We start from the raw sequence: 23,318 nt of genomic DNA, 5'->3' as shown, positions 1-23,318 counted from the left end.
GTAGCCATTCGAAGTGGCGTATCCCCTCAAAAGCAGCATCATGATCGGCATGTCGGCGGCGTCGAACCAATGGGCGCAGCCGGCGCCGAGCTCCGTGCACGACACCAGGACCGGCGCCCGGCGCCCCCGCTACAAAAGGCATGCGTTGGCTTTCCACGGGACAGATTTCGACCTGAACGCGAATAACGGCCGCTCGTCATCCAGATGTATTATTCCGGAAGTACGCCGCTTGTTGCGATTGTTCCGAAAGCAACGATGGAGAACCACCATGACTGACGTCGACACCAGCAAACTGTCTTGGGACGAGTGGGACGAACTGCACAATCCGCCGCCGGCCGAGACCGAATTCGACCGCGTGGTGGAAAGTGCCCTTTCGCGGCGCGGCTTCCTCGGCGGTGTCCTTGCCATCGGCTCCGCCGCGGCTGCGATGGGCACGCTCGGCAACCTGATGTCGTCCACCTCTGCCCAGGCACAGCAGGCAGCCTCGGCCGGCCGCTTCGCGTTCAAGCCGATCCCCGTCTTCACCGACAATACGATCCATGTACCCGAAGGTTACAGCTGGAAGCCGCTCGCCAAGTGGGGGCAGCCGCTGTTTAAGGGCGTGCCGGACGTTGACCCTGTGAAGGGTGTGAGCCTCAAAAACTCCGATAAGGTGTTTGGTGAAAACACCGACGGCATGGAACTCTTCGTCGTCGGCGACCACCAGCTGATCGCCGTCAACCACGAATATGTGAACCCCGAAATCAACCTGCCGCATCGCGAAAAGGGCACTCCGGCCAATCTCGATGAAGTGCGCATCCTGCAGAACATGCAGGGCGTCACCGTCATGGAAGTGGCCGAAGGGGAAAATGGCTGGGAGATCGTGCTCGACAGCCCGTTCAACCGTCGCATCCATCACAACACGCCGATGAAGCTCTCCGGCCCGGCCGCCGGCTCGGATCTCATCAAGACCGCAGCCGACCCGAACGGCACCGACTGTCTTGGGACCTTCAACAATTGCGGCGCCGGCCGCACGCCGTGGGGCACCTACCTCACCTGCGAAGAGAACTTCAACGGCTATTTCGGCACGACCGACGCCGCCTTCAAGCTGCCCGATGACTACAAGCGCTACGGCATCGTCGCCGAGACGCGTTATGCCTACGAGAAGTTCGACGAACGCTTCGACGTCGCCAAGAACCCGAACGAACCCCGCCGCGCCGGCTATATCGTCGAGATCGATCCGTCGGACGCCTCCTCGACCCCGGTCAAGCGCACGGCGCTCGGCCGCATCAAGCATGAGAACGCCGCCGCCGTGGTCGCACGCGACGGCCGTGTGGTCGTCTACATGGGCGACGACGAGCGTGGCGAATTCCTCTACAAGTTCGTCTCCAACGGCATCTACGTACCGGGCGGCGACACCTCGAAGCTGCTCGACGAAGGCACGCTCTTCGTCGCCAAGTTCTCCGACGACGGTACGGGCGAATGGGTCGCGCTGACGCCGGAATCGACCGGCATGAAGATGGACGAGATCTGCGTCTTCACCCGCCAGGCCGCCTCCAAGGTCGGCGCCACGACGATGGACCGTCCGGAATGGGTCGCCGTCAACCCGGTCGCCATCGAGGCCTATTGCGCGCTGACCAACAATTCGAACCGCGCCGTGAGCAAGGACGGCAAGATGAAGTCGAACGCCGGCGGCGACGTCATGGCGCTCAACGCGGCCAATCCGCGCGAGAAGAACGAGTACGGCCAGATCGTGCGCTGGTATCCGGAAAACGACGACCATGCCGACGGCAAGTTCAAGTGGGACCTGTTCGTCATGGCCGGCAATCCGGACGTGCACAAGGAAGGCCCCTATGCCGGTTCGTCCAACATCAACTCCGGCAACATGTTCAACTCGCCTGATGGCATGATGTTCGACTCGACCGGTCTCTTGTGGATCCAGACCGACGGCGAGGACACCAATGAGGGCGAATTCCTCGGTCAGGGCAACAACCAGATGCTCGCCGGCGATCCGGTCACCGGCCGCATCGAGCGTTTCCTGACCGCGCCCAAGGGCGCGGAAGTCACCGGCCAGACCTGGTCGGCCGACAAGCGCACCCACTTCGTCGGCATTCAGCATCCCGATGCTCCCTTCCCGGATGGCGAAGGCAAACTGCCACGCTCGACCGTGGTCGCAATCAAGCGCGACGACAATGCGCTCGTTGGATAGCCGCTAGATGCCACGAAACGGTTTGGGGGCGCTGACGTCAGCGCCCCCAACACGGGCTGCGATGGCGTTGCCCTGGCCAGGGAGTGCGTAGGCGATACCTCGCTATGCCGCTGAATCTCATCTTCCGTCATTTGAAACTTGTTATCGCGGGACACTGATCCGCCCGGTCACGCCGCCCTCTCCGGCGCAGATCAATGCAAAAACGCCCGGAAGCGGCAGCCGCTTCCGGGCGTTTTTTTGATTGCCGATGCCTGTGTCAGGCTCTCAACGGCGCTGGTTATAGACGTCTACGCAGACGGCACCGAGAAGCACCAGCCCCTTGATGACCTGCTGGTAGTCGATGCCGATGCCGAGGATCGACATGCCGTTGTTCATCACGCCCATCAGGAATGCGCCGATGACGGCACCCGTCACCTTGCCGACGCCGCCATAGGCCGAGGCACCGCCGATGAAGCAGGCAGCGATGACGTCAAGCTCGAAGCCGGAGCCGGCCTTCGGGGTTGCACTGTTGAGGCGGGCCGCGACGACGAGGCCGCCGAGCGCTGCCAGAACGCCCATGTTGACGAATGTCCAGAAGACGAGGCGCGTGGTCTTGATGCCGGAGAGTTCGGCAGCGCGGGCGTTGCCGCCGACCGCGTAGATCTGCCGCCCGATGATGGTGCGGTTGGTGAAGAAGCCGTAGGCCGCGACCAGCACCGCCATGATGATCAGCACGTTCGGCATGCCGCGGTGCGACGAGATCAGATAAGCGACATAGCCGATCGCGGCCAGAACCACGATGTTCTTGCCGATGAAGAAGCCCATCGGTTCGCTCTCCACGCCGTGCGAGATGCGGCGGGCGCGGCTGCGGAAGTTCTGCCAGACGAGCGCTGCGGCAAGCAGCAGGCCGAGAATGAACGAGGTCAGGTAGACGCCGCCATCGGAGGAGATGAGCTCGACGACATAGCCGGACGACAGCTTCTGAAAGATCGGCGGGAACGGACCGATAGCCTGGCTGCCGAGAATGGCGATCATGAAGCCGCGGAAGACAAGCATGCCCGCCAGCGTCACGATGAAGGACGGTATCTTGAAATAGGCGACAAAGTAGCCTTGAATGGCGCCGATGAGCCCGCCGACCACGAGGCAGATCACGATCGAGCTCGCGAAATCAAAGCCCCACCGGACCATCAGAAGCCCGGCCAGGCCGCCGATGAAGCCGGCAACCGAGCCGACCGAGAGGTCGATATGGCCCGTCACGATCACCATCAGCATACCAAGCGCCATGATGACGATATAGCTGTTTTGCAGGACGATATTGGTTACGTTGAGCGGCTTGAGGAGAATGCCACCGGTCGCGAACTGGAAGAAGATGACGATCACGACCAGCGAGATCAGCATCCCATAGTCGCGCAGGTTATCTTTCCAGAAACTCGTTGCCAGCTTGGGAGCGGTGATTGCTTCCTGCGGGGTGGTCATGATTATCTCCCTTTGCGACGCATGATGGCGCGCATGATATTTTCCTGCGTTGCCTGCTCGCCGGCCACTTCGCCGACGAACTCACCCTCATGCATCACCATGATTCTATCACAGGTGCCGATCAGTTCTGGCATTTCGGACGAGATCACGATGACGGCTTTTCCGGCATCCGCAAGTTCGTTGATGATGGAATAGATTTCGTACTTTGCGCCGACATCAATGCCACGCGTTGGCTCATCCAGGATCAGGATGTCGGGCCCGGTGAACAGCCATTTCGACAGCACCACCTTCTGCTGGTTGCCGCCGGAGAGCTTGCCGGTTTCCTGGTAAACGGTATGGCTGCGGATCCGCATCCGGGTGCGGAACTCCTGGGCCACCTTCATTTCCTGGATGTCGTCGATGACCCCGCGGTTCGAGACGCCGCCGAGATGCGCAAGCGAGATGTTCTTGCGGATGTCTTCCGCCAGAATGAGCCCCAGGTGCTTGCGGTCTTCGGTCACATAGGCGAGACCCGCCTTGATGGCGCGATGCACGTCCGACGTATCGACTTCCTTGCCGTGGATCTTCACCGTGCCCGTGATGTCGCGGCCGTAAGTGCGGCCGAAGACGCTCATGGCGAATTCGGTGCGGCCGGCGCCCATGAGGCCCGAAATACCGACGACCTCGCCGGCGCGGACCTTCATGGATACATTCTTGACAACCTGCCGGCTTGCGTGCAGCGGATGATAGACGGACCAGTTTTCGACTTCGAAGATGACCTCGCCGATCTTGGGGGTGCGGGCCGGATAACGGCTTTCGAGGTCGCGGTCGACCATTCGGCGGACGATCTCATCCTCGTCGACGGTGCCTTCGTGGCAGTCGAGCGTGCCGACGGTCCGGCCGTCGCGCAGAACGGTGATGCGGTCAGCGACCTCTGTGATCTCGTTCAGCTTGTGGCTGATCATGATCGAGGTGATGCCGTTGCGGCGGAATTCCTTGAGCAGTTCGAGAAGTGCTGCGCTGTCGGTTTCGTTGAGCGACGCAGTCGGCTCGTCCAGGATCAGCAGGCGCACTTCCTTCGACAGCGCCTTGGCAATTTCGACCAGCTGCTGCTTGCCGACGCCAAGATTGGTGATGAGTGTTTCCGGCGCTTCGGTGAGCCCGACCTTGGCCAGGAGCTGCTTGGTGAGCCTGTAGCGCTCGTCGCGGTCGATCACGCCGTATTTGGATGGCGCCTTGGCGAGAAAGATATTCTCGGCAATCGACATCAGCGGAATGAGGGCAAGCTCCTGGTGAATGATGATGATGCCGAGCTTTTCGGAATCGTTGATGTCGCGGAAGTGCCGCTCCTCCCCATCGAAGAGGATCGAACCTTCGTAGGAGCCATGCGGATAGACTCCCGAAAGCACCTTCATCAACGTTGATTTACCGGCTCCGTTTTCGCCGACGAGCGCATGGATCTCGCCTTCCTTGACGGTGAAGCTGACATCGGAAAGCGCCTTGACGGCGCCAAAGCTCTTCGAAATGCCCCGCATCTCGAGGATCGGCGGCTTTTCGGGAAGAGAGACGGGATCGAGCATGATCACTCCGCAATAAGAAAGCCCGCGCAGCGGATTGCTCCGCTGCGCGGGTCGATGAGATTACTTGACCTGAGCTTCGGTGTAGTAACCGCTGCCGATCAGGATTTCTTTCCAGTTGGTCTTGTCGACGATAACCGGCTTCAGCAGGTAGGACGGAACGACCTTCTTGCCGTTGTCGTAGGTCTTCGTGTCATTCACCTGGGGCTCCTTGCCGCTCATGACCGCATCCACCATGTCGACAGTCACTTTAGCAAGTTCGCGGGTATCCTTGAAGATGGTGGAATACTGCTCGCCAGCAAGGATCGACTTGACCGACGGAACTTCCGCGTCCTGGCCGGTTACGATCGGCATCGGCATGTCGCCGCTGCCGTAACCGACACCCTTCAGGGAAGACAGGATGCCGATGGAGATGCCGTCATAGGGAGACAGAACGCCGTTCAGCTTCTTGTCGGAATAGGTGGACGACAGGATTGCGTCCATGCGAGCCTGTGCCGTCGCGCCATCCCAACGAAGGGTCGCAACCTGGTCCATGCCGGTCTGGCCGCTGCCGACGACCAGCGTACCCTTGTCGATCAGTGGCTGAAGCACGCTCATCGCGCCGTTGTAGAAGAAGTAGGCGTTGTTATCGTCCGGAGAACCGCCGAAGAGTTCGATGTTGAACGGACCCTTTTCGGTGTCGGCCTTCAGGCCCTTCACGAGCGACGTCGCCTGCTGCACGCCGACCTGGAAGTTGTCGAAGGTGGCGTAGTAGTCGACGTTCGGCGTGTCACGGATCAGGCGGTCATAAGCGATGACCTTGATCTTCTGGTCGGCAGCCTGCTGCAGAACGTCAGAAAGCGTCGTGCCGTCGATCGACGCAACGACGAGAACCTTGGCACCTTTGGTGATCATGTTCTCGATCTGGGAAAGCTGGTTCGGAACGTCGTCTTCCGCATACTGCAGATCGACCTGATAGCCGCGCTCCTTGAGAACCTTCACCATGTTGTCGCCGTCGGCGATCCAGCGCGCCGAAGACTTGGTCGGCATAGCGACGCCGACGAGACCCTTTTCCTGAGCTGCGGCAGGCGCAGCAAAGGCCAGGCCCGCCAGCATGGCGGCCGTGGTCATATATTTCAAGATGCTCATGTAGTACTCCTCCTTGAGGTCGGCTCCCCTTGAGCCGCCGTAGCTAAGGTTAGGGCGGCCCCCCGCCGCCCCTGGGGATCGTTACCGATCAGTGGTTATCGCGCGGCAGCCCGGCTGTCTGGGCGATCCGCTGGTATTTGACGGCCGGTTCAAGAACCGCGCCGGTTTCCATCTGACCCACGATGCCTCGCTGGATTTCCTGCCAGGGGGTCTGATGCTTCGGATAGTGGTAACCACCGTTTGCTTCCAAAGCCTTACGGCGTTCGGTTAATTCTTCGTCAGAGATCAGGATGTTGGCCGTGCCCCGTCCGAGATCGATGCGCACGCGGTCACCGGTCCGCAGCAGCGCAAGGCCGCCACCCGCCGCCGCTTCCGGCGAAGCATTAAGGATGGACGGGCTGCCCGACGTGCCGGACTGACGTCCGTCGCCGATGCAGGCGAGCGACGAAATACCCTTCTTCAGGAGGTAATCGGGCGCGCGCATGTTCACGACTTCCGCCGCTCCAGGATAACCGATCGGACCGGCGCCGCGCATGAAGAGGACGGTATGCTCGTCGATCTCCAGCGACGGATCGTCGATCCGGTGGTGATAATCCTCCGGTCCGTCGAATACCACGGCCCGGCCCTCGAATGCCTCCGGGTCGGCCGGGTTCGACAGATAACGTTCGCGGAATTCCGGCGAAATGACGCTGGTCTTCATGATCGCGGACGAGAAGAGATTGCCGCGCAGCACGCGGAAGCCGGCCCGCTCCTTGAGCGGCTCTTCGTAGCGGCGGATAACCTTGGCATCCTCGATAATGGCGCCGCGGCAGTTCTCGCCGATCGTCTTGCCGTTCACGGTCATAGCGTCCTCGTGAATGAGGCCCTGTTCCATGAGCTGGTTGACGACCGCCGGCACGCCGCCCGCGTGGTAATAATCTTCGCCGAGATATTCGCCGGCCGGCTGGAGGTTGACCAGCAGCGGCACCTCTTCACCATAGGTCTGCCAGTCGTCGACGGTGAGTTCGACGCCGATATGGCGGGCGAGCGCATTCAGATGGATCGGGGCATTGGTGGAGCCGCCGATCGCGGAATTGACGCGGATCGCGTTGATGAAGGCTTCCTTGGTCAGGATATCGGAAGGCTTCAGATCTTCCTTCACCATCTCGACGATGCGAAGGCCGGTCAGATAGGAAACCTCCTGGCGGTCGCGGTAAGGTGCCGGGATGGCCGCCGAACCCGGCAGCTGCATGCCCAGCGCCTCGGCCAGCGAATTCATCGTCGTTGCCGTGCCCATGGTGTTGCAGTAACCGGTAGACGGCGCCGACGACGCGACCAGCTTGACGAAGCCTGCATAATCGATCTCGCCCTTTGCGAGCAGCTCGCGGGCTTTCCAGACGATCGTGCCCGAACCGGTGCGCTCGCCGCGGAACCATCCGTTCAGCATTGGTCCGACCGACAGAGCGATCGCGGGAATGTTGACCGTGGCGGCGGCCATGAGACAGGCCGGGGTCGTCTTGTCGCAACCGATGGTGAGGACGACGCCATCGAGCGGATAACCGTAGAGCACCTCGACGAGGCCGAGATAGGCCAGGTTACGGTCGAGACCTGCTGTCGGACGCTTGCCGGTCTCCTGGATCGGATGAACCGGGAATTCGATCGCGATGCCGCCGGCCTCCCGGATGCCTTCGCGCAAGCGATGAGCAAGCTCGAGGTGATGGCGGTTGCACGGAGAGAGGTCGGAGCCGGTCTGCGCGATACCGATGATCGGCCGATCCGACTGAAGTTCTGCCTGGCTGAGGCCGAAATTCATGTAGCGCTCAAGATAAAGCGCCGTCATGTCGACATTCGCCGGGTTGTCGAACCAGGCGCGCGAGCGGAGCTTCTTCACCTCCTGGCGGCGGTGCTCGGTTTCGGCGATCTCATTGGATGGAGCGTTCTCTGAATTGCTCATAATCAGTCCTCGAATGCATCTGTTTGAATGCGCCGGCCCAGCATGAAGGCATCGGCGACATGCACCAGCGGCGAAAAGTCGGCATCGCTCCGGCCGGCAGCCACCAATGCTACGAAATCACGATAAAGGTTACGGTACTCGCGGTCCTCTTCGAGAATCGCGTTTTGACCATCGACAAAAAGCCGGCTGCCGCCATGCGTCAAAACGACCGGGCCCTCGTCGGTCTCAACCCGGATATCCCATGTCTGTGGGCCAGTCTGCCGCCAGTCGAATTCCGCCGCCACCGGAAGCCCGCTATCGGTCTCGAATGCAAGGCTGGCGGCGATCGGTGCCGCGCGGTTGGCCGGGAAGGTCAGCTCGGACCGGGTGAGGTGGAATTTTTCCGGCATGATTTGAGTGACGATCGACAATGCATTGATGCCCGGATCGAATACCCCGAGACCGCCCGGCTCCCAAATCCAGGCTTGACCCGGATGCCAGTGACGGACGTCTTCCTTCCACTCCACAGCCACGCTGCGGATCTTTCGCTTGGCGAGCAGCGCGCGTGCCGGCTCGACTGCGGCAGCGGCGCGCGAATGCCAGGTCGAAAACAGCGTCAACCCTTTCGCCCTTGCGAGTGCCTCCAAGGCGTAGACCTCGGACAGCGTCGCGCCCGGCGGCTTTTCGAGCATCACGTGCTTGCCGGCGTCGAGCGCCGCCTTGGCCTGCTCGAAGCGGCCTTGCGGCGGCGTACAGAGAGAAACGGCGTCAACTTCCACGCCCGATGCAAGCAGATCGCCGATTTCGTGGAAACAGGCGACGCCGTCGAGCTGGGCATGGCGGCTTGCGACGGCTACAAGCTCGATGCCGTCGGTCGCCTTGATCGCGCCGAGATGCTGATCTCTTGCGATTTTTCCGAGACCGACGATGGCAAGACGAATAGAAGCCATGGGACCCTCAGAGCTTCTTGATCGTAACCGGCTTGTCGGCGGCAACCGTCAGGCGGTTGACGAGCGGCAGCTTGAAGGGAGCCGCAGCGATCTCGAACACGTCACCTGGCTCCGTCTTGACCCCTTCCGAGAAGGAAAGCGTAGCCGTACCGAAGAAGTGGACATGCAGATCGCCCGGTTCGCGGAACAGCTCATATTTGAAATTGTGATGCTCGAGATTGGCGATCGTATGAGACATGTTCGCCTCCCCGGAAAGGAAGGGCTTCTCGAAGATCACCTGATCGCCGCGACGCACCCGCGACGTGCCCTCTACATGATCGGGCAGATCGCCGACAAGAAGCTCAGCGCCCAGCGAGGCCTGCCGAAGCTTCGAGTGGGCAAGCCAGAGATAGTTGCCTTTTTCGGTCACATGGTCGGAAAATTCGTTGGCAAGGCAGAAGCCGATGCGGAAGGGCGTACCGTCCGGTCCGATCAGATAGATGCCGGCAAGCTCCGGCTCTTCGCCGCCATCGAGCGCGAAGGCGGGCGAAACGAGATTTTCGCCGGTTGCGCGCAACTGCGAGCCATTGCCCTTGTAGAACCATTCCGGCTGCGCGCCGATCTGCCCCAGATCAGGCTTGCCGCCCTCGACACCCATGAGGAACATGCGCATGGAATCGGTGGGCTTTTCCGAGGACTGAGCGGCCTTGTGCATCTTGTCGCGGCCGTCCGCGGAACCGAGATGGGTGAGCCCCGTCCCGGCTACGACGAAATGGCCGGGATCCGGATGCGTGATCGGCAGAGCAAGACGGCCCTCCTCGGCAGCCTTTTGAACATCCACGGCATCGCCCAGGCCCGCGGCATCGATGCGCTGCGCCAGCGTCTGGCCGGCGGCAATTGCCTGCTGAGCGAGCTCATATGTCGAAGAAACGCCCTGCACTATACGTGCAGCCCCTTCTCCATCCCATGCGACGACCTGCAGCTTGCCGCTGCCATCTTTAACCTGAAGAACGCGCAACATCGATTCCGTTACCCAATGATTTCATATTCTGCATGGCGTCTCCTGCCACCATGCGCCTCCCACCAGAACCTTCGGATCCGATGCAGTCATAAATACGACTATTGGATTGGTCGCCCGCTTGTCAAGAACGATTGGGCAGCCCTTCAGACGCCATGGAAATTTTTCCACATACAGATTCTTTATATATATCAATGCGTTAAAAAACAAGCACAGGTGCTCGAACTGAAGTTTCCCGCAACTTCATCAAAAATGCCTCTTGAAAAAGTAATATTATATGCTCATCCTCGGCTCCGTCAGTTTGCTTCATCTCTGGGAGGATTATAGATGAAAAGAGCACTCGCGGCGGTTACCGTCGCATTCGGCCTGGCACTTGCTTCAGGCGTATCCGCACAATCACTCACCGTTGGCTTCTCGCAGATCGGCTCCGAATCGGGCTGGCGTGCGGCTGAAACCACCGTTACCAAGCAGGAAGCGCAAAAACGTGGCGTGAATCTGAAATTTGCCGATGCGCAGCAGAAGCAGGAAAACCAGATCAAGGCCATCCGCGGCTTCATCGCCCAGGGCGTTGACGCCATCTTCGTGGCACCGGTCGTGGCGACCGGCTGGGACGCAGTCCTGAAGGAAGCCAAGGAAGAGAAAATCCCGGTCATCCTGCTCGATCGTGAGATCGATGCGCCGAAGGACCTCTACCTGACCGCTGTTACGTCCGACACCGTCTTCGAAGGCAAGGTCGCCGGCGAGTGGCTGGTCAAGGAAGTCGGCTCCAAGGATTGCAAGGTTGTTGAGCTTCAGGGCACGACTGGCTCCTCGCCCGCCATCAACCGCAAGAAAGGTTTTGATCAAGCGATTGCCGGCAAGAGCAATATCAAGATCGTCCGCTCGCAGACCGGCGACTTTACCCGCACCAAGGGTAAGGAAGTCATGGAAAGCTTCATCAAGGCCGAAGGCGGCGGCAAGGGTATCTGCGCCGTCTATGCCCACAACGACGACATGGCCGTCGGCGCCATCCAGGCTATCAAGGAAGCCGGCCTGAAGCCCGGCACCGACATCAAGATCGTCTCGATCGATGCCGTGCCGGATATCTTCCAGGCAATGGCCAAGGGCGAAGCCAACGCGACGGTGGAATTGACGCCGAACATGGCCGGCCCTGCATTCGATGCGCTCGAAGCCTATCTGAAGAACAAGAAAGAGCCGCCGAAGTGGATCCAGACGGAATCCAAGCTCTATACGGCCAAGGATGATCCAATGAAGGTCTATGAGGCCAAGAAGGGTCTCGGCTACTAAGTCCTCCCGCTGCCCGGCCTGCTCTTCATTCTGGGCCGGGCGCTAACTGAAACCGGAGCGGAGCCCCCATACCGCTCCGGTTCTTTGATACGTGCGGGAATTATCGGCATGTCAGATTCCAATTCTCTTCTGGAAGCCCGAGGCATAGGCAAGGCCTTTCTCGGCATCACGGCGCTCGACGGCGTCGACTTCTCCCTGAACCGGGGCGAAATCCACGCGCTGCTCGGCGAAAACGGCGCCGGCAAATCGACGCTGATCAAGATTTTGACCGGGGTCTACAGCCGTGACCGCGGAACCATGCAACTTGACGGAAGCGACGTGACCCCGGCAAACGTGGCTGAGGCTCAGGCACTCGGCATCGGTACGGTTTACCAGGAAGTCAATCTGCTGGAAAACCTGACGGTAGCCGAAAACCTCTTTCTGGGGCGCCAGCCGCACCGCTTCGGTCTGATCGACCGCCGCGAAATGCGCCGGCGTTCGAAGGCGCTGCTTGCCCGCTATGGCCTGGACATCGATGTCGACGCCCTGCTCTCCTCCTATTCGGTGGCCGTCCGCCAGATCGTCGCGATCGCCCGTGCAGTGGATCTGTCCGGCAAGGTCCTGGTTCTCGACGAACCGACCGCCAGCCTCGATTCCCATGAGGTCGAGATGCTGTTTTCGGTGCTGCGCCGGCTCCGCGAAGAAGGCCTCGGCATCATCATCATCACCCATTTCCTGAACCAGGTCTATGCGATTGCCGACCGCGTCACGGTTTTGCGCAACGGGCGGTTGGTTGGCACGCGAAAACTTTCGGAACTGCCGCAGCTGGAACTTATCTCGATGATGCTCGGCCGCGAATTGCAGCACATCACCCGCGAACATCAGGCCCAGGACGAGACGGTTGCGGCAACCGCCGAGGCGCCCATACGCTTCGCAAATTATGGCAAGCGCGGCAGCGTGGCGCCCTTCGACCTTGATATTCGCCCCGGCGAAGTGGTCGGCATTGCGGGCCTCCTCGGCTCCGGGCGGACCGAGACCGCGTTCTTGCTCTTCGGCATCGATCGGGCCGACAGCGGCACTGCGACGATAGACGGCCGGCCGGTTTCCTTGACTTCCCCCGAGGCGGCGATCGTCAACGGCTTCGGCTTCTGCCCCGAGGAACGCAAGACCGATGGCATCATCGGCGACTTCTCGGTTGCCGATAATATCGCTCTGGCGCTGCAGGCCCGGCAAGGCTGGTCAAAGCCGATCTCCTCGCGTGAAAAGCACGCTCTGGCCGAAAGCTTCATCAAATCCCTCGATATCCGCCCGCCGGATGCCAACCGGCCGATCAAATTCCTGTCCGGCGGCAACCAGCAGAAGGCGATCCTCGCCCGCTGGCTGGCGACCGAGCCGCGCCTGCTGATCCTCGACGAACCGACACGCGGCATCGATATCGGCGCGCATGCGGAAATCCTCAAGATGATAGAACGCCTGTGTTCGGAGGGCATGTCCCTGGTGGTGATCTCGTCGGAACTTGAGGAACTGACGGCGGTCGCCCACCGGGTCATCGTGCTTTCCGACCGGCGGCATGTGGCGGAACTGTCCGGCGACGCCTTGACGGCCGACAATATCATGCAGGCAATCGCCACCTCCGCCCGTACGGAGGCCGCGTGATGAACCGTCTCACCCGCCGCCTGCGCCGCCTCGCCCCGCAGATGGTCGCGCTGGCGATCATTCTCGCGCTGATCACGGCGATCGCCCCCGGCTTTCTGACGATCTCCTTCCAGAACGGCCGCCTCTACGGCAGCCTGATCGACATTCTGGTGCGTGCCGCCCCGGTAGCACTGCTGACGATCGGCATGACACTGGTGATCGCGACCCGAGGCATCGACCTTTCGATCGGCGCGGTGATCGCCATTTGCGGCGCCGTTGCTGCAACCCTCATCAGCAAGGACTATCCGCTCTCGGTGGTGATCCTCACATCGCTCTGCGTCGGCCTGGTGTGCGGCTTGTGGAATGGCGTCCTCGTCGCACTCCTCGACATTCAGCCGATCATTGCCACCCTGATCCTGATGGTGGCCGGGCGCGGCATTGCGCAGCTGATCACCGAGGGCGTCATTCTCACCTTCAACAATGACGGCTTTTCTGCCCTGGGCTCCGGTTCGCTGGCCGGCATCCCGGTTCCGATCCTGATCTGGATCCTGGCGGCGCTTCTGATCGGCGTGCTCGTCAGGCGCTCTGCCCTGGGCTTCCTGATCGAAGCGACCGGCATCAACCGGCGCGCCGCGACCCTTGCCGGCGTACGGGCGCGGTTCCTGCTGTTCTTCGTCTATGCCATATCCGGTATCTGCGCAGCCGTAGCCGGCCTGATCGTGACCGCCGACATCCGCGGCGCCGACGCCAACAATGCCGGTCTCTGGCTGGAGCTGGATGCAATTCTGGCAGTCGTCATCGGCGGAACATCGCTCAATGGCGGCCGGTTCTCGATCACCGCTTCGTTGATCGGCGCGCTGATCATCCAGTCGATCAATACCGGCATCCTGGTTTCGGGCTTCCCGCCGGAATTCAACCTCATCATCAAGGCGGGCATCATCATCGTCGTGCTGACACTCCAATCTCCGGCGATCATGAACCTGCTCGGCTTCGTGAAAGCGGCGAAGACCCGGCCGGAAACGGCAGCCAGCAAAGTGGAGGGAGCAGCGCGATGATCCATACCCGCAACCTGCCCTTCGTCACCACGCTCGGCATCTTCGTCATCGCCTACGCGCTCTGCATCCTGCAGTTCCCGAACATGCTGTCGACCCGGGTGATCGGCAATCTCCTGACCGACAATGCCTTCCTCGGCATTGCGGCGGTCGGGATGACATTCGTCATACTTTCGGGCGGCATAGACCTGTCCATCGGTTCGGTTATTGCATTCACCAGTGTCTTCGTCGCCGTGCTGGTCGGATCGCTGGGAGTCCATCCGCTCGCCGCCTTTACCGTAGTGCTGGTGATCTCAACGCTGTTCGGCAGCTTAATGGGAGCGATGATCCGCTATCTCGGCATCCCGCCCTTCGTCGTCACCCTTGCGGGAATGTTTCTTGCCCGCGGCGCGGCCTACCTCATCTCGACGGAGTCGGTACCGATTTCGCACGAGGTCATCGATACGATCCAGGGCTTCTATTTCCGATTTCCGGGCGGAGGCAGGCTGACGGCGCTCGCCATGCTGATGCTGCTGGTGTTTGTCGTCGGCGCCTTCGTTGCCGGCCGGACCCGCTTTGGCGCCAATGTCTATGCGATCGGCGGCAGCGAACAATCTGCGGAACTGATGGGGGTGGCGGTCGGACCGACGACCATCGGTATCTATGCCCTTTCGGGCTTTCTCTCCGGCCTTTCCGGCATCGCCTATACGCTCTACACGTCTTCGGGCTATTCGCTGGCGACCGTCGGCGTCGAGCTGGATGCGATCGCGGCGGTCGTTATCGGTGGCACGCTGTTAACGGGCGGCGTCGGTCTTGTTGCAGGGACATTCGTCGGAATCCTGATCCAGGGCCTGATCCAGACCTACATCGTCTTCGACGGCACGCTGTCTTCCTGGTGGACCAAGATCGTCATTGGCATTCTGCTCTTCATCTTCATTGTATTGCAGCGCGGGATCATCTGGTATTCGAACAGGCGATTGGCCGAGGGACGGCTTAGGGAGGTTTAATTGGGTCTTCTGGAAACGACGATCAGTGGTCGAAAGCGCCGCAGCAACCACGCGCATGTGGTAGCGGAGCTGGGCCGCGGAATCGTGTCCGGGAAGATACCGGAAGGCTCGCTGCTACCGGGCGATGCAGAACTTTCGGCGCGCTTCGGGGTGTCCCGCACCGTACTTCGGGAAGCCATGAAGACGCTGGCGGCCAAACGGCTTGTCGAAGCGAAAGCAAAGGTCGGAACCCGCGTCCTCGACAAGGCAAGCTGGAACTTCTTCGATCCTGACGTTCTCGGCTGGCGCTTCGAGTCGGGGCTGGACTACGAGTTCATCGAGCACCTGGCGGAAATGCGCATGGCGCTCGAACCAGCCGCGGCAGCTGCTGCTTCCTTGCGTGCTTCCAGCGACGACATTATCGCGCTCTATGCGATCGCCGCCAAGTTCGATGATCTCTCGCACACGCCGGAAACGATCGCCAACGTGGATCTGGAATTCCATCTCGCAATCGCCCGGATGTCCGGCAATCCGTTCATGCGCTCGGCAAGCGCGCTGATCGAGGCAGCGCTGGCCATATCGTTCCAGCTCTCCTCACCGGCCGCTTCTCCCGAAATGATCGACGAGGTGGCCGATAATCATTTGAAGATCGCCCATGCGATAGCATCGCGCGATCCTCAGAAAGCCATTGCCGCCATGCGTCACGTCATCGAGGTCGGCAAGAGCCGTATCCGCAACTCCTTCGAGGTGCCCCTGCCGGCCTGAGCTCATCTTGCCCGGAGTGAAAGCATCAAATTGGCGAGCAGCGCGGTGCGCGGAGCAATGCTGCTCAAGAAGATATGCTCTTCGAATGTGTGAGCACCGGCGCCATCCGCGCCGAGGCCGTCGAGTGTCGGCACGCCTAGGGCTGCTGTAAAATTGCCATCCGACCCGCCGCCGGTCGCCATGCCTTCAAGCTTGATACCGAGATTGCCGGCAATATCGGCCGCGACATCGAACAATCTCCGCCCCTCTTCCGATTGCGCGAAGGGCGGCCGGTTCATCTGCCCGACGATTTCGAAGGTGATGTCGGGATCGACCGGCCGCACCGCCTCGATCCTGCCCGTCACCTCCCTGCCTACGGCATCGTTGGGGACACGGACATCGACCTGCAGCCGGCATTCTGCAGGAACGGTATTGCGTCCCGTCCCGCCGTGGATCGTTCCGACGGTGACCGTCACGCCGCGTTCCGCATCGTTGAGCGCATCCAGCTCGAGCACCAGACGGGCAGCGGCGCGGATGGCGCTCCGGCCCTCCTGCGGCCTCACCCCCGCATGAGCCGCGCGTCCATTCACGGTGATGTCGTACATGGCGACGCCCTTGCGGGCGACGACGATCTTGCCGCCGTCGCGCGCCGGTTCCACAACGAGCGAATATCCGGCTCTCCGCGCGGCCTCCTCCATAAAGGCACGCGAGGACAGGCTGCCCGTCTCTTCGTCCGGCACGAAGATCAGGTCGATCGGCATGTGGTTTCCCTGCTTGACGGCAAGCTTCATGGCTTCGAACGCCATCAGGGCACCGGACTTCATGTCATAGATGCCGGGGCCGTAGAGTCTGTCGCCCTCCTGCCGCAATGGCAGCTGCTTGGCGATGACACCCTCCGCATGTACCGTATCCAGGTGGGCAAGGACGAGCAGGGTCTTTTCATTGCTGCCGGCCGGACGCGGAGAACGGACAGCCAGGATATCGCCGAAGCCGAGGGTGCCTGCCAGCCGCTCCACTTCCAAACCCGCCAGCCTGCTCAAAACCTCGACACGATCTGCAAGACGATTGACGGCGCTCGCGTTGGACGTCGGCGTTTCCATTTCGACCCAGCGCTTCAACTCTTCGATCAGCGCAAGGTCGTCGATGTCTTTGGCGGAAATGGCAAGTGTCATGGAAGAACTACCTGGGAAAGCATGGCGGGCAATGCGAGGCCGCAAAAGCGCGGCCGGCCCACTATAATTAGCCGCCCAAGGATCACCAGAGTTAAATCCGCTCGGCGCTGCCGATACGGACAATCAAGCAGTCATAGTCTCGAAATGCCGTATCATCCGGCCTACATCGGGCTCGTGCCCGGTAAATAGCCGGAAGGCGCCCACCGCCTGAAAGACGGCCATTCCCCCACCATTGAGAACCTTGCATCCACGCTCTCTAGCCTTCTTCAGGAGCGTCGTCTCCAGCGGAAAATAAACGATCTCCGCAACCCAATGATGCGGCTTCAGCAGCTCCGGCGGCAGCGGCATGCCCGGATATTTCGCCATGCCGGTCGGAGTCGCGTGAATGAGGCCCGACGTCGTCTCCATTGCGGAAGCGACATCGCTCGAAGCCGAAATCGTCGTATCCGGAAAGAGTACCGACATGCTTTCCGCCAGCTGCTCTGCCCTCTCCGGCTCTCGGTCGACAACCGTAAGCGTCTTCAGGCCGAGGGAAAGAATGGCGTAAGCGGTGGCAACACCGGCGCCACCGGCACCAAGCTGAACCGCCGCCTGCAAATCTGCATCCGGCAGACCACGCTTGAAACTCTCGGCAAATCCCCACCAGTCGGTGTTATGGCCAAAGCGCTTTCCGTCCTTCAGCACGACGGTGTTGACCGCTCCCAGTGCCCTCGCCTCTTCGGACAGCTCATCGAGATAAGGAATGACGAGCTGCTTGCAGGGATGGGTGATATTCAGTCCGATCAGCCCCCTCGCCTCGGCATCGCGAAGCAGGTCCGGAAGGCTCTCCGGCGTTCGGCCGATCTGATTCAGATCGATGAGCTCGTAGTCGTAGCGGATGCCCTGCGCAGCGCCTTCCACCATGTGCATGGCGGGCGTCAGCGAGGCCTGGATGCCGGCGCCGATCAGCGCGGCCTTCAACGGTTTCAGCAATGTCTCGGCCATGGTTTATGCCTTGTATGCCTGGATGGATCGGCCCGCCCGGTGAAGACGGGCCGATGGAACGGTCACTTCTTGCGTACGGCTTCGAGTTCCCTGAAGAGCAGCGAGACGGTGTCAGCACCGATGTCGGCGCTGAACTTGTCGATCAGCGGCTTCACGGCATCACGCAGCTTCTGGGTTTCGGCCGCGCTGAGCTCATCGACCTGCATGCCTTTCTCCTTGATCTCGGCGACGGCCTTCGCATCCGCCTCGCGCGAGACCTTACGCTGGAAGTCGCGTGCCTCGGTCGCTGCCGACTGGAGGACCGCCTTCTCCTCGTCATTCAGGTTGTCCCAGAACTTCTTGCTGATCAGCACGATCTGCGGATTGTACTGGTGACGGGTGAGCGTCATGTATTTCTGGACTTCGTAGAACTTGGCGTTGATGATGTTGGCGGCCGGATTTTCCTGGCCGTCGACCGTGCCGGTTTCGAGTGCCGTATAGAGTTCGGTATAAGGCAGCGGCACGGCGTTGGCGCCCAGGCTGTTGAACATCTCGATCGGGATCGGCGACTGCAGAGTGCGGATCTTCAGGCCCTTGATGTCTTCGAGCTTGGTGACCGGCCGGCGTTCATTGGTCAGGTTGCGGAAACCGAGTTCCCAGTAGGCAAGTCCGACCAGACCGGTCGCCGGCAGCTTGTCGGCGAGGCTCTTGCCGAATGCGCCGTCCATCACCTTGTCGGCTTCTTCGCCGCTGTTGAAGAGGAACGGCAGGTCGACGGCGCCGAATGCCTTGACGTTGCTTGCCAGAATGCCGGCGTTCAGCACCAGCATTTCCACCACGCCCCCCTGGAGCGCCGAGACGGTCTGGACGTCGCCGCCGAGGACGCCGCCCGGGAACAGCTTCACCTCGATCTTGCCGCCGCTCTTTTCCTTGACGATCTCGGCAAACTTCTCCATCCCGGTGACCTGCGGATGGCCCTTGTTGTTGGCGGCTGCGAATTTGAGCGTATGCGCGCCGATTTCGGCGGACGCCGTACCGGCAAACAACAACGCCGGCAGCGCGATCCCCAGCGCCAGTTTCTTCATCGTGTCGAACATAGTTTCCTCCCAGAGAATGGCCGGGTTCCCCACGGCCGGTTGACATGCATTTTAAAAAGGCACCCCTCGGTCTCACCGCGCGAACCAAGCGACCGGCACGGTCACCAGCTGCGGAAAGAGGACGAGAAGGAAAAGGACGATCAGCTCGGCGATCATGAACGGCATCACGCCCTTCATGAGGTCTTCCATCGACAGCTTGGACACGCCGCAGATGACGTTGAGCACGGTGCCGACCGGCGGCGTGATCAGCCCGATCGAATTGTTGATGATGAACAGCACGCCGAAGTAAACAGGATCGATGCCGGCCTGCTTGATGATCGGCATCAGCACGGGGGTCATGACGAGGATGGTGGGCGTCATGTCCATCGCCGTGCCGACGACGACGATCAGCACCATGATCGCCAGAAGCAGAAGCGTCTGGTTGTCCATCAGAGGTTCGATGAGCGCAACGAGACTGCCCGGCACGTCGGCGACCGTGATAAGCCAGGCGGAGACTGCCGCACAGGCAACCAGGAACATGACCACCGCCGTGATTTTTCCGGCCGCGACGAAGACGGAAAAGAGCTGTGAGGGCGCCAGTTCGCGATAGACGACCATCGACACGAAGAGCGAATAAACGGCTGCCACCACGCCAGCTTCGGTCGGCGTAAAGACGCCGAATTTCAGCCCGACGATGATGATGACCGGCAGCATCAGCGCCCAGATGCTTTCCAGGAAAGCCTCAATGCGAACTTGCCGGCTCTGTCTTTGCGGAAGCTCGAACTGTTCCCTGCGCGCAACGATCAGCCAGGTAATGCAAAGGGCCCCGGCAATCATGAGGCCCGGCACGATGCCGGCGAGGAAAAGCTTGGTGATCGAAACGCCGCCGATAACGCCATAGAGGATGAAACCGATAGAGGGAGGAATGATCGGACCGATGACCGAGGCTGAAGCCAGGAGACCGCCGGTGCGGGCCGGATCATGACCGGACTTGATCATCATCGGAAAGAGCAGCGCGCCGAGCGCTGCGGCATCCGCCACCGCCGAGCCGGAAAGGCTCGACAGAATGCAGGCGGCAAAGATTGCAACGAAGCCGAGACCGCCGCGAATATGGCCGACCATCGCCATGGCGAGGTTGACGATGCGCTTCGAGAGACCGCCGGTATTCATGATCTCGCCGGCAAGCAGGAAGAAGGGCACTGCCATCAGGGGGAAACTGTCCGCACCGTTCAGCACGTTCTGAGCGACGATCTGCGCGTCGAAAATGTCCATATACATCATCAGCGCGACGCCGCTGAGAATGAGCGCGAACGCGATCGGCACGCCGAGTGCCATTGGGCCGAGAAGTGCGCCGAGGAAGATGGTCAGTGTCATGGCGGCTCTCCTCAGACCTTGTTAACGCCGGCAACGGCCGCTTCCGGGTGGCTATCGAGCGCGATCTCCTCCTCGCTGTCACGGACCAGATGGGCCGTCGCGAGATCGATGCGCCCCGTCGCTACCTGGAAGGCGTCATAAAGAATGATGAGGAAGGTCGGGACACCGAAGGCAAGCCCGGCTCCGTAGAACCAGCCCATGGAAATGCCCGTGGCCGGCATGCTGGCCGGAAGGTTTATAAGCGTCTGGGTCCAGCTCCCGCTCACCATCAGCCATGTGGCGGCTAGCATCAGCCCCTGGCCGAGAAGTACTGCGATCTTCGCGGATGCGGGCGGCAGGCGCTTCAGGAGCGAATCCACGCCGAGATGCCCGTGCTCACGCATTGCGACGACTGCACCAAGGAAGGTCAGCCAGACGAAGAAAACGCGCGACAGCTCTTCGGAAGCGGTAATGCCCTGGTTGAAGGCGTAACGCAGCACCACATTGCCGAAGACAAGCACCACCATGGCCGCCAGCAGCAGCGCGATGATCACCTTCAAGGCAAGGAAATACCAGTCGATAATTCGTGTCATTCAGTCCTCCCGAAGCTTCGCCGCCCAATTGCCAAGGTGACGCGTGGAACGTCACCACTTTGCACCTGACAGGAAGCTCTCACCAGCGCCCCCTCCTCAGGACCGCTGATTGGATGATAAAATGTACTAACTAGTGAGTATGTCAAGCATGATCTGTTGAAATTGCCGGTACGGATCGCTATGACTTTGGAAAAGATGCGTAAATTTAAGAAGGCGGGTTGGGGATGGCAGCGAAACGCCAAAACACCAGGAAGAACGATCCGCAGCGCACGCAGGAGGATATTCTGGAGGTCGCGACGGAAGAGTTTTCCACCAACGGCCTTGCCGGCGGCAGGGTCGATGCGATTGCGGAAAAGACCCGCACCTCGAAGCGGATGATCTACTATTATTTCGGCAGCAAGGAAGGCCTTTATCTTTCCGTTCTGGAACGCGCCTACCGCAAGATCCGTACATTGGAAGCCGATCTGCAGCTTTCCAATCTACCGCCGGAACAGGCGTTGCGAACGCTGATCTTCACCACGTTCGAACACGACGAAACCAATCCGGACTTCGTGCGCCTGGTCAGTATCGAAAACATACATCACGCGGCCCACATGCTGCGTTCCGATGCCATCCGTGACCTGAACGTTTCCATCATCGAGACGATCGCAGCAATCCTCGACCGCGGCATAGCCGACGGCGTCTTCACGAGAAGAGCCGATCCGATGGACGTGCACATGCTGATAAGCGCCTTCTGCTTTTTCCGGGTCTCGAACCGATACACCTTCGGCACGATCTTCCGTCGCGATCTCTCCGAACCGGAGACAATGCAGCGCCATAAGGGGATGATCGCCGACGCGGTGATCAGCTATCTCCAGTCCGGAGCCGCGTGAGCGCCCTCACTTAGTTTTTTCGATCGATGAGGATCCTGGTGATTGCTACTCTCTCGGGCAGCGCGATGAGGAATTCGGGATCGCGGTCGAGGTGATGCACCTTGTCGGGATCGCCACCCGTAAACGCTGCCATGGATTCAAAATCGGGCCAGTAGGAGGTGGTGATGAATTCGGTTTCCGCGCCGATGTCATCCCGAAAGAGCTGCACGGCAAGAGCCGTTTTCTCAAGCGGCGGAATGCCTGCCTCCCGCAGATAAGCCTCATATTCATCGGCCACTTCGGCCAGCGTTCGGCCCCGCCAGATTCGTGCGATCGTTGCTTTGGTATCCATGGATGCTCCTCGGCTTCGTCTGCCGGAGGAAGTAGAACAGCGCTAGGAAGAGACAACCTGCTATTCCTTACGAAAAATGGAGCTTCCATTCGAGAAGACTGTCATGCCCGTCACCGCCCCCGCCCCGGCGACAGGAAGGCGGCGATTGCTGCCTCGTCGTGCCCTGCCTCGGATAAAAACCGGTGGGCAAATTGTGCCGCCGCCCCGCGCAACGCATCGTTTGATCGGATAAGATGAAAGGCGACGTGATGTTCGATCGTCCTTTCCGAAACCCGCACGATCCTGCCGCTGGCAAGTGCCGCATCGGCGAGCGGTGGACGGGCGAGCGCAATACCCAGGCCGTGCGAGCAGGCATCGACCACGAGGTTATAGTCCTCGAAGCGCCGGTCATGCCCACGCGGCACGTAGTCCAAACCTTCGGCCGCCAGCCAGCGCCGCCAGGCTTCGATGTTGGAATCATGCAGGATCGGATAATCGAGCAGGGACTTGGCGTCGGGATGCGGGCCTAGTCGTTCCGCCAGCATGGGTGCCGCGATCGGGTAGAGCTCCTCCTGCCAGAGCGGCAAGCTGCGGACGCCGGCCCACGGCCCTTTTCCGCAGCGAATCGCAAGATCGATCCCCTCGCTGAAATCAGCCAGCCGATGTTCGAGCACCAGTTCGAGATGAATGTCCTCGGTCTCCAGCCTGGACAGTCGTGGGAACAACCAGAGCGATGCGACGGATGGTGTCACCGAAAGCCGCACCGCTGTCCTGTTGCGCCGAGGGAGCCATCTCTCGTCCATGTTGGCCAGGATTCCAAGCGCATCTTCGGTGCGGGCCAAAAACCGGATTCCTTCGGGCGTCAGCGTCACGCCCCGCGCTTCACGCAGGAAAAGCCGGACCCCCATCCAGCGTTCCAGCCGCGCGACCTGACGAGAGACGGCCCCGTGTGTCACACCGCCCTCTTCCGCCGCAGCCGAAAAGGACCCGAGGCGAGCGGCCCGGGCAAACGTTTCCAAAGTATCGAGAGGCGGCAAAGTCTGCGAGCTGTGAACCATGCGCACATATGATCATCGATCGCGTTGCTTTTCAAGCATAGATCAACGGCCTAAACCAATGTCGACTACGCCA

The 23,318-nt window shown here is 60.8% G+C and carries 20 protein-coding genes; 7 read left to right on the top strand and 13 right to left on the bottom strand.

Going from position 1 to position 23,318, the window contains the following annotated elements; all coding sequences use genetic code 11:
• The first annotated feature begins 268 nt into the window (after positions 1–268).
• On the top strand, positions 269–2,188 hold the full coding sequence (locus EDE05_RS18965; protein ID WP_112801253.1) for a PhoX family phosphatase: 1,920 nt from the start codon (positions 269–271) through the stop codon (positions 2,186–2,188).
• A gap of 264 nt (positions 2,189–2,452) precedes the next feature.
• Here EDE05_RS18965 and mmsB read toward each other — a convergent pair whose 3' ends face one another.
• The 6 genes from mmsB to araD1 form a co-directional block, all read right to left on the bottom strand.
• On the bottom strand, positions 2,453–3,643 hold the full coding sequence (gene mmsB / locus EDE05_RS18960; RefSeq protein WP_105370142.1) for a multiple monosaccharide ABC transporter permease: 1,191 nt from the start codon (positions 3,641–3,643) through the stop codon (positions 2,453–2,455).
• A 2-nt stretch (positions 3,644–3,645) separates the two neighbouring features.
• The gene (gene mmsA / locus EDE05_RS18955) at positions 3,646–5,202 is read right to left on the bottom strand and encodes a multiple monosaccharide ABC transporter ATP-binding protein (RefSeq protein ID WP_105370143.1); all 1,557 of its coding nucleotides are present in this window, start codon (positions 5,200–5,202) and stop codon (positions 3,646–3,648) included.
• 60 nt (positions 5,203–5,262) lie between these two features.
• Positions 5,263–6,327, bottom strand: a complete 1,065-nt coding sequence (gene chvE, locus EDE05_RS18950) for a multiple monosaccharide ABC transporter substrate-binding protein (RefSeq protein WP_105370144.1) — start codon at positions 6,325–6,327, stop codon at positions 5,263–5,265.
• An 88-nt stretch (positions 6,328–6,415) separates the two neighbouring features.
• Positions 6,416–8,260 (bottom strand): IlvD/Edd family dehydratase, encoded by a 1,845-nt coding sequence (locus tag EDE05_RS18945; protein WP_105370145.1) that lies wholly within the window; start codon positions 8,258–8,260, stop codon positions 6,416–6,418.
• A 2-nt stretch (positions 8,261–8,262) separates the two neighbouring features.
• A complete protein-coding gene (locus EDE05_RS18940; protein WP_112801251.1) occupies positions 8,263–9,189 on the bottom strand; it encodes a Gfo/Idh/MocA family oxidoreductase in 927 nt (308 codons plus the stop codon).
• Positions 9,190–9,196: 7 nt separating this feature from the next.
• Positions 9,197–10,189, bottom strand: coding sequence for an AraD1 family protein (gene araD1 / locus EDE05_RS18935; protein ID WP_112801249.1), 993 nt, complete (start codon positions 10,187–10,189; stop codon positions 9,197–9,199).
• Positions 10,190–10,513: 324 nt separating this feature from the next.
• Here araD1 and ytfQ point away from each other — a divergent pair, with 324 nt between their 5' ends.
• From ytfQ to EDE05_RS18910, 5 genes are all read left to right on the top strand, one after another.
• Complete coding sequence (ytfQ, locus tag EDE05_RS18930) at positions 10,514–11,473, top strand: galactofuranose ABC transporter, galactofuranose-binding protein YtfQ (RefSeq protein ID WP_105370148.1); 960 nt, start codon at positions 10,514–10,516, stop codon at positions 11,471–11,473.
• A gap of 108 nt (positions 11,474–11,581) precedes the next feature.
• Positions 11,582–13,108, top strand: a complete 1,527-nt coding sequence (gene ytfR, locus EDE05_RS18925; RefSeq protein WP_112801247.1) for a galactofuranose ABC transporter, ATP-binding protein YtfR — start codon at positions 11,582–11,584, stop codon at positions 13,106–13,108.
• Complete coding sequence (locus EDE05_RS18920) at positions 13,108–14,142, top strand: ABC transporter permease (RefSeq protein WP_162712483.1); 1,035 nt, start codon at positions 13,108–13,110, stop codon at positions 14,140–14,142. The genes ytfR and EDE05_RS18920 overlap by 1 nt, the downstream gene beginning before the upstream one ends.
• A complete protein-coding gene (gene yjfF / locus EDE05_RS18915; protein ID WP_112801243.1) occupies positions 14,139–15,125 on the top strand; it encodes a galactofuranose ABC transporter, permease protein YjfF in 987 nt (328 codons plus the stop codon). The genes EDE05_RS18920 and yjfF overlap by 4 nt, the downstream gene beginning before the upstream one ends.
• A complete protein-coding gene (locus EDE05_RS18910; protein WP_105370152.1) occupies positions 15,126–15,869 on the top strand; it encodes a FadR/GntR family transcriptional regulator in 744 nt (247 codons plus the stop codon). It abuts the gene before it with no gap.
• Between the two features lie 2 nt (positions 15,870–15,871).
• On the opposite strand, the gene EDE05_RS18905 is transcribed toward EDE05_RS18910, so the two are convergent.
• From EDE05_RS18905 to EDE05_RS18885, 5 genes are all read right to left on the bottom strand, one after another.
• Entirely contained in the window at positions 15,872–17,020 is a 1,149-nt protein-coding gene (locus EDE05_RS18905; RefSeq protein ID WP_112801241.1) for a M20 family metallopeptidase, read from the bottom strand.
• 123 nt (positions 17,021–17,143) lie between these two features.
• Positions 17,144–18,004 carry a shikimate dehydrogenase gene (locus tag EDE05_RS18900; RefSeq protein ID WP_112801239.1) on the bottom strand — a complete coding sequence of 287 codons (861 nt, stop codon included), beginning with the start codon at positions 18,002–18,004 and terminating at the stop codon, positions 17,144–17,146.
• 62 nt (positions 18,005–18,066) lie between these two features.
• Positions 18,067–19,080: a TRAP transporter substrate-binding protein gene (locus tag EDE05_RS18895; protein ID WP_112801237.1), complete on the bottom strand. Its 1,014-nt coding sequence runs from the start codon at positions 19,078–19,080 to the stop codon at positions 18,067–18,069.
• A gap of 72 nt (positions 19,081–19,152) precedes the next feature.
• Positions 19,153–20,433 carry a TRAP transporter large permease subunit gene (locus tag EDE05_RS18890; RefSeq protein ID WP_112801235.1) on the bottom strand — a complete coding sequence of 427 codons (1,281 nt, stop codon included), beginning with the start codon at positions 20,431–20,433 and terminating at the stop codon, positions 19,153–19,155.
• Positions 20,434–20,444: 11 nt separating this feature from the next.
• Positions 20,445–21,005 carry a TRAP transporter small permease gene (locus EDE05_RS18885; protein WP_105370157.1) on the bottom strand — a complete coding sequence of 187 codons (561 nt, stop codon included), beginning with the start codon at positions 21,003–21,005 and terminating at the stop codon, positions 20,445–20,447.
• 224 nt (positions 21,006–21,229) lie between these two features.
• On the opposite strand from EDE05_RS18885, the gene EDE05_RS18880 reads away from it, so the two are divergent.
• Positions 21,230–21,877 (top strand): TetR family transcriptional regulator, encoded by a 648-nt coding sequence (locus tag EDE05_RS18880; RefSeq protein ID WP_105370158.1) that lies wholly within the window; start codon positions 21,230–21,232, stop codon positions 21,875–21,877.
• Positions 21,878–21,887: 10 nt separating this feature from the next.
• On the opposite strand, the gene EDE05_RS18875 is transcribed toward EDE05_RS18880, so the two are convergent.
• Positions 21,888–22,208: a hypothetical protein gene (locus EDE05_RS18875; protein WP_105370159.1), complete on the bottom strand. Its 321-nt coding sequence runs from the start codon at positions 22,206–22,208 to the stop codon at positions 21,888–21,890.
• A gap of 110 nt (positions 22,209–22,318) precedes the next feature.
• Positions 22,319–23,245 (bottom strand): LysR substrate-binding domain-containing protein, encoded by a 927-nt coding sequence (locus tag EDE05_RS18870; RefSeq protein ID WP_105370160.1) that lies wholly within the window; start codon positions 23,243–23,245, stop codon positions 22,319–22,321.
• Between the last annotated feature and the right edge of the window lie 73 nt (positions 23,246–23,318).

Source organism: Neorhizobium sp. R1-B (genome assembly GCF_004368875.1).
GTDB classification, from domain to species: Bacteria; Pseudomonadota; Alphaproteobacteria; order Rhizobiales; family Rhizobiaceae; genus Neorhizobium; species Neorhizobium huautlense.
The sequence above is the reverse complement of the archived record's forward strand: the minus strand, read 5'-3'. Positions and strand labels throughout refer to the sequence as shown.

Excerpts from the sequence above, each read along its gene's own strand:
- EDE05_RS18965 (WP_112801253.1), top strand. The coding sequence starts at position 269 with ATGACTGACGTCGACACCAGCAAACTGTCTTGGGACGAGTGGGACGAA.
- mmsB (WP_105370142.1), bottom strand. The coding sequence starts at position 3,643 with ATGACCACCCCGCAGGAAGCAATCACCGCTCCCAAGCTGGCAACGAGT.
- mmsA (WP_105370143.1), bottom strand. The coding sequence starts at position 5,202 with ATGCTCGATCCCGTCTCTCTTCCCGAAAAGCCGCCGATCCTCGAGATG.
- chvE (WP_105370144.1), bottom strand. The coding sequence starts at position 6,327 with ATGAGCATCTTGAAATATATGACCACGGCCGCCATGCTGGCGGGCCTG.
- EDE05_RS18945 (WP_105370145.1), bottom strand. The coding sequence starts at position 8,260 with ATGAGCAATTCAGAGAACGCTCCATCCAATGAGATCGCCGAAACCGAG.
- EDE05_RS18940 (WP_112801251.1), bottom strand. The coding sequence starts at position 9,189 with ATGGCTTCTATTCGTCTTGCCATCGTCGGTCTCGGAAAAATCGCAAGA.
- araD1 (WP_112801249.1), bottom strand. The coding sequence starts at position 10,189 with ATGTTGCGCGTTCTTCAGGTTAAAGATGGCAGCGGCAAGCTGCAGGTC.
- ytfQ (WP_105370148.1), top strand. The coding sequence starts at position 10,514 with ATGAAAAGAGCACTCGCGGCGGTTACCGTCGCATTCGGCCTGGCACTT.
- ytfR (WP_112801247.1), top strand. The coding sequence starts at position 11,582 with ATGTCAGATTCCAATTCTCTTCTGGAAGCCCGAGGCATAGGCAAGGCC.
- EDE05_RS18920 (WP_162712483.1), top strand. The coding sequence starts at position 13,108 with ATGAACCGTCTCACCCGCCGCCTGCGCCGCCTCGCCCCGCAGATGGTC.
- yjfF (WP_112801243.1), top strand. The coding sequence starts at position 14,139 with ATGATCCATACCCGCAACCTGCCCTTCGTCACCACGCTCGGCATCTTC.
- EDE05_RS18905 (WP_112801241.1), bottom strand. The coding sequence starts at position 17,020 with ATGACACTTGCCATTTCCGCCAAAGACATCGACGACCTTGCGCTGATC.
- EDE05_RS18900 (WP_112801239.1), bottom strand. The coding sequence starts at position 18,004 with ATGGCCGAGACATTGCTGAAACCGTTGAAGGCCGCGCTGATCGGCGCC.
- EDE05_RS18895 (WP_112801237.1), bottom strand. The coding sequence starts at position 19,080 with ATGTTCGACACGATGAAGAAACTGGCGCTGGGGATCGCGCTGCCGGCG.
- EDE05_RS18890 (WP_112801235.1), bottom strand. The coding sequence starts at position 20,433 with ATGACACTGACCATCTTCCTCGGCGCACTTCTCGGCCCAATGGCACTC.
- EDE05_RS18885 (WP_105370157.1), bottom strand. The coding sequence starts at position 21,005 with ATGACACGAATTATCGACTGGTATTTCCTTGCCTTGAAGGTGATCATC.
- EDE05_RS18880 (WP_105370158.1), top strand. The coding sequence starts at position 21,230 with ATGGCAGCGAAACGCCAAAACACCAGGAAGAACGATCCGCAGCGCACG.
- EDE05_RS18875 (WP_105370159.1), bottom strand. The coding sequence starts at position 22,208 with ATGGATACCAAAGCAACGATCGCACGAATCTGGCGGGGCCGAACGCTG.
- EDE05_RS18870 (WP_105370160.1), bottom strand. The coding sequence starts at position 23,245 with ATGGTTCACAGCTCGCAGACTTTGCCGCCTCTCGATACTTTGGAAACG.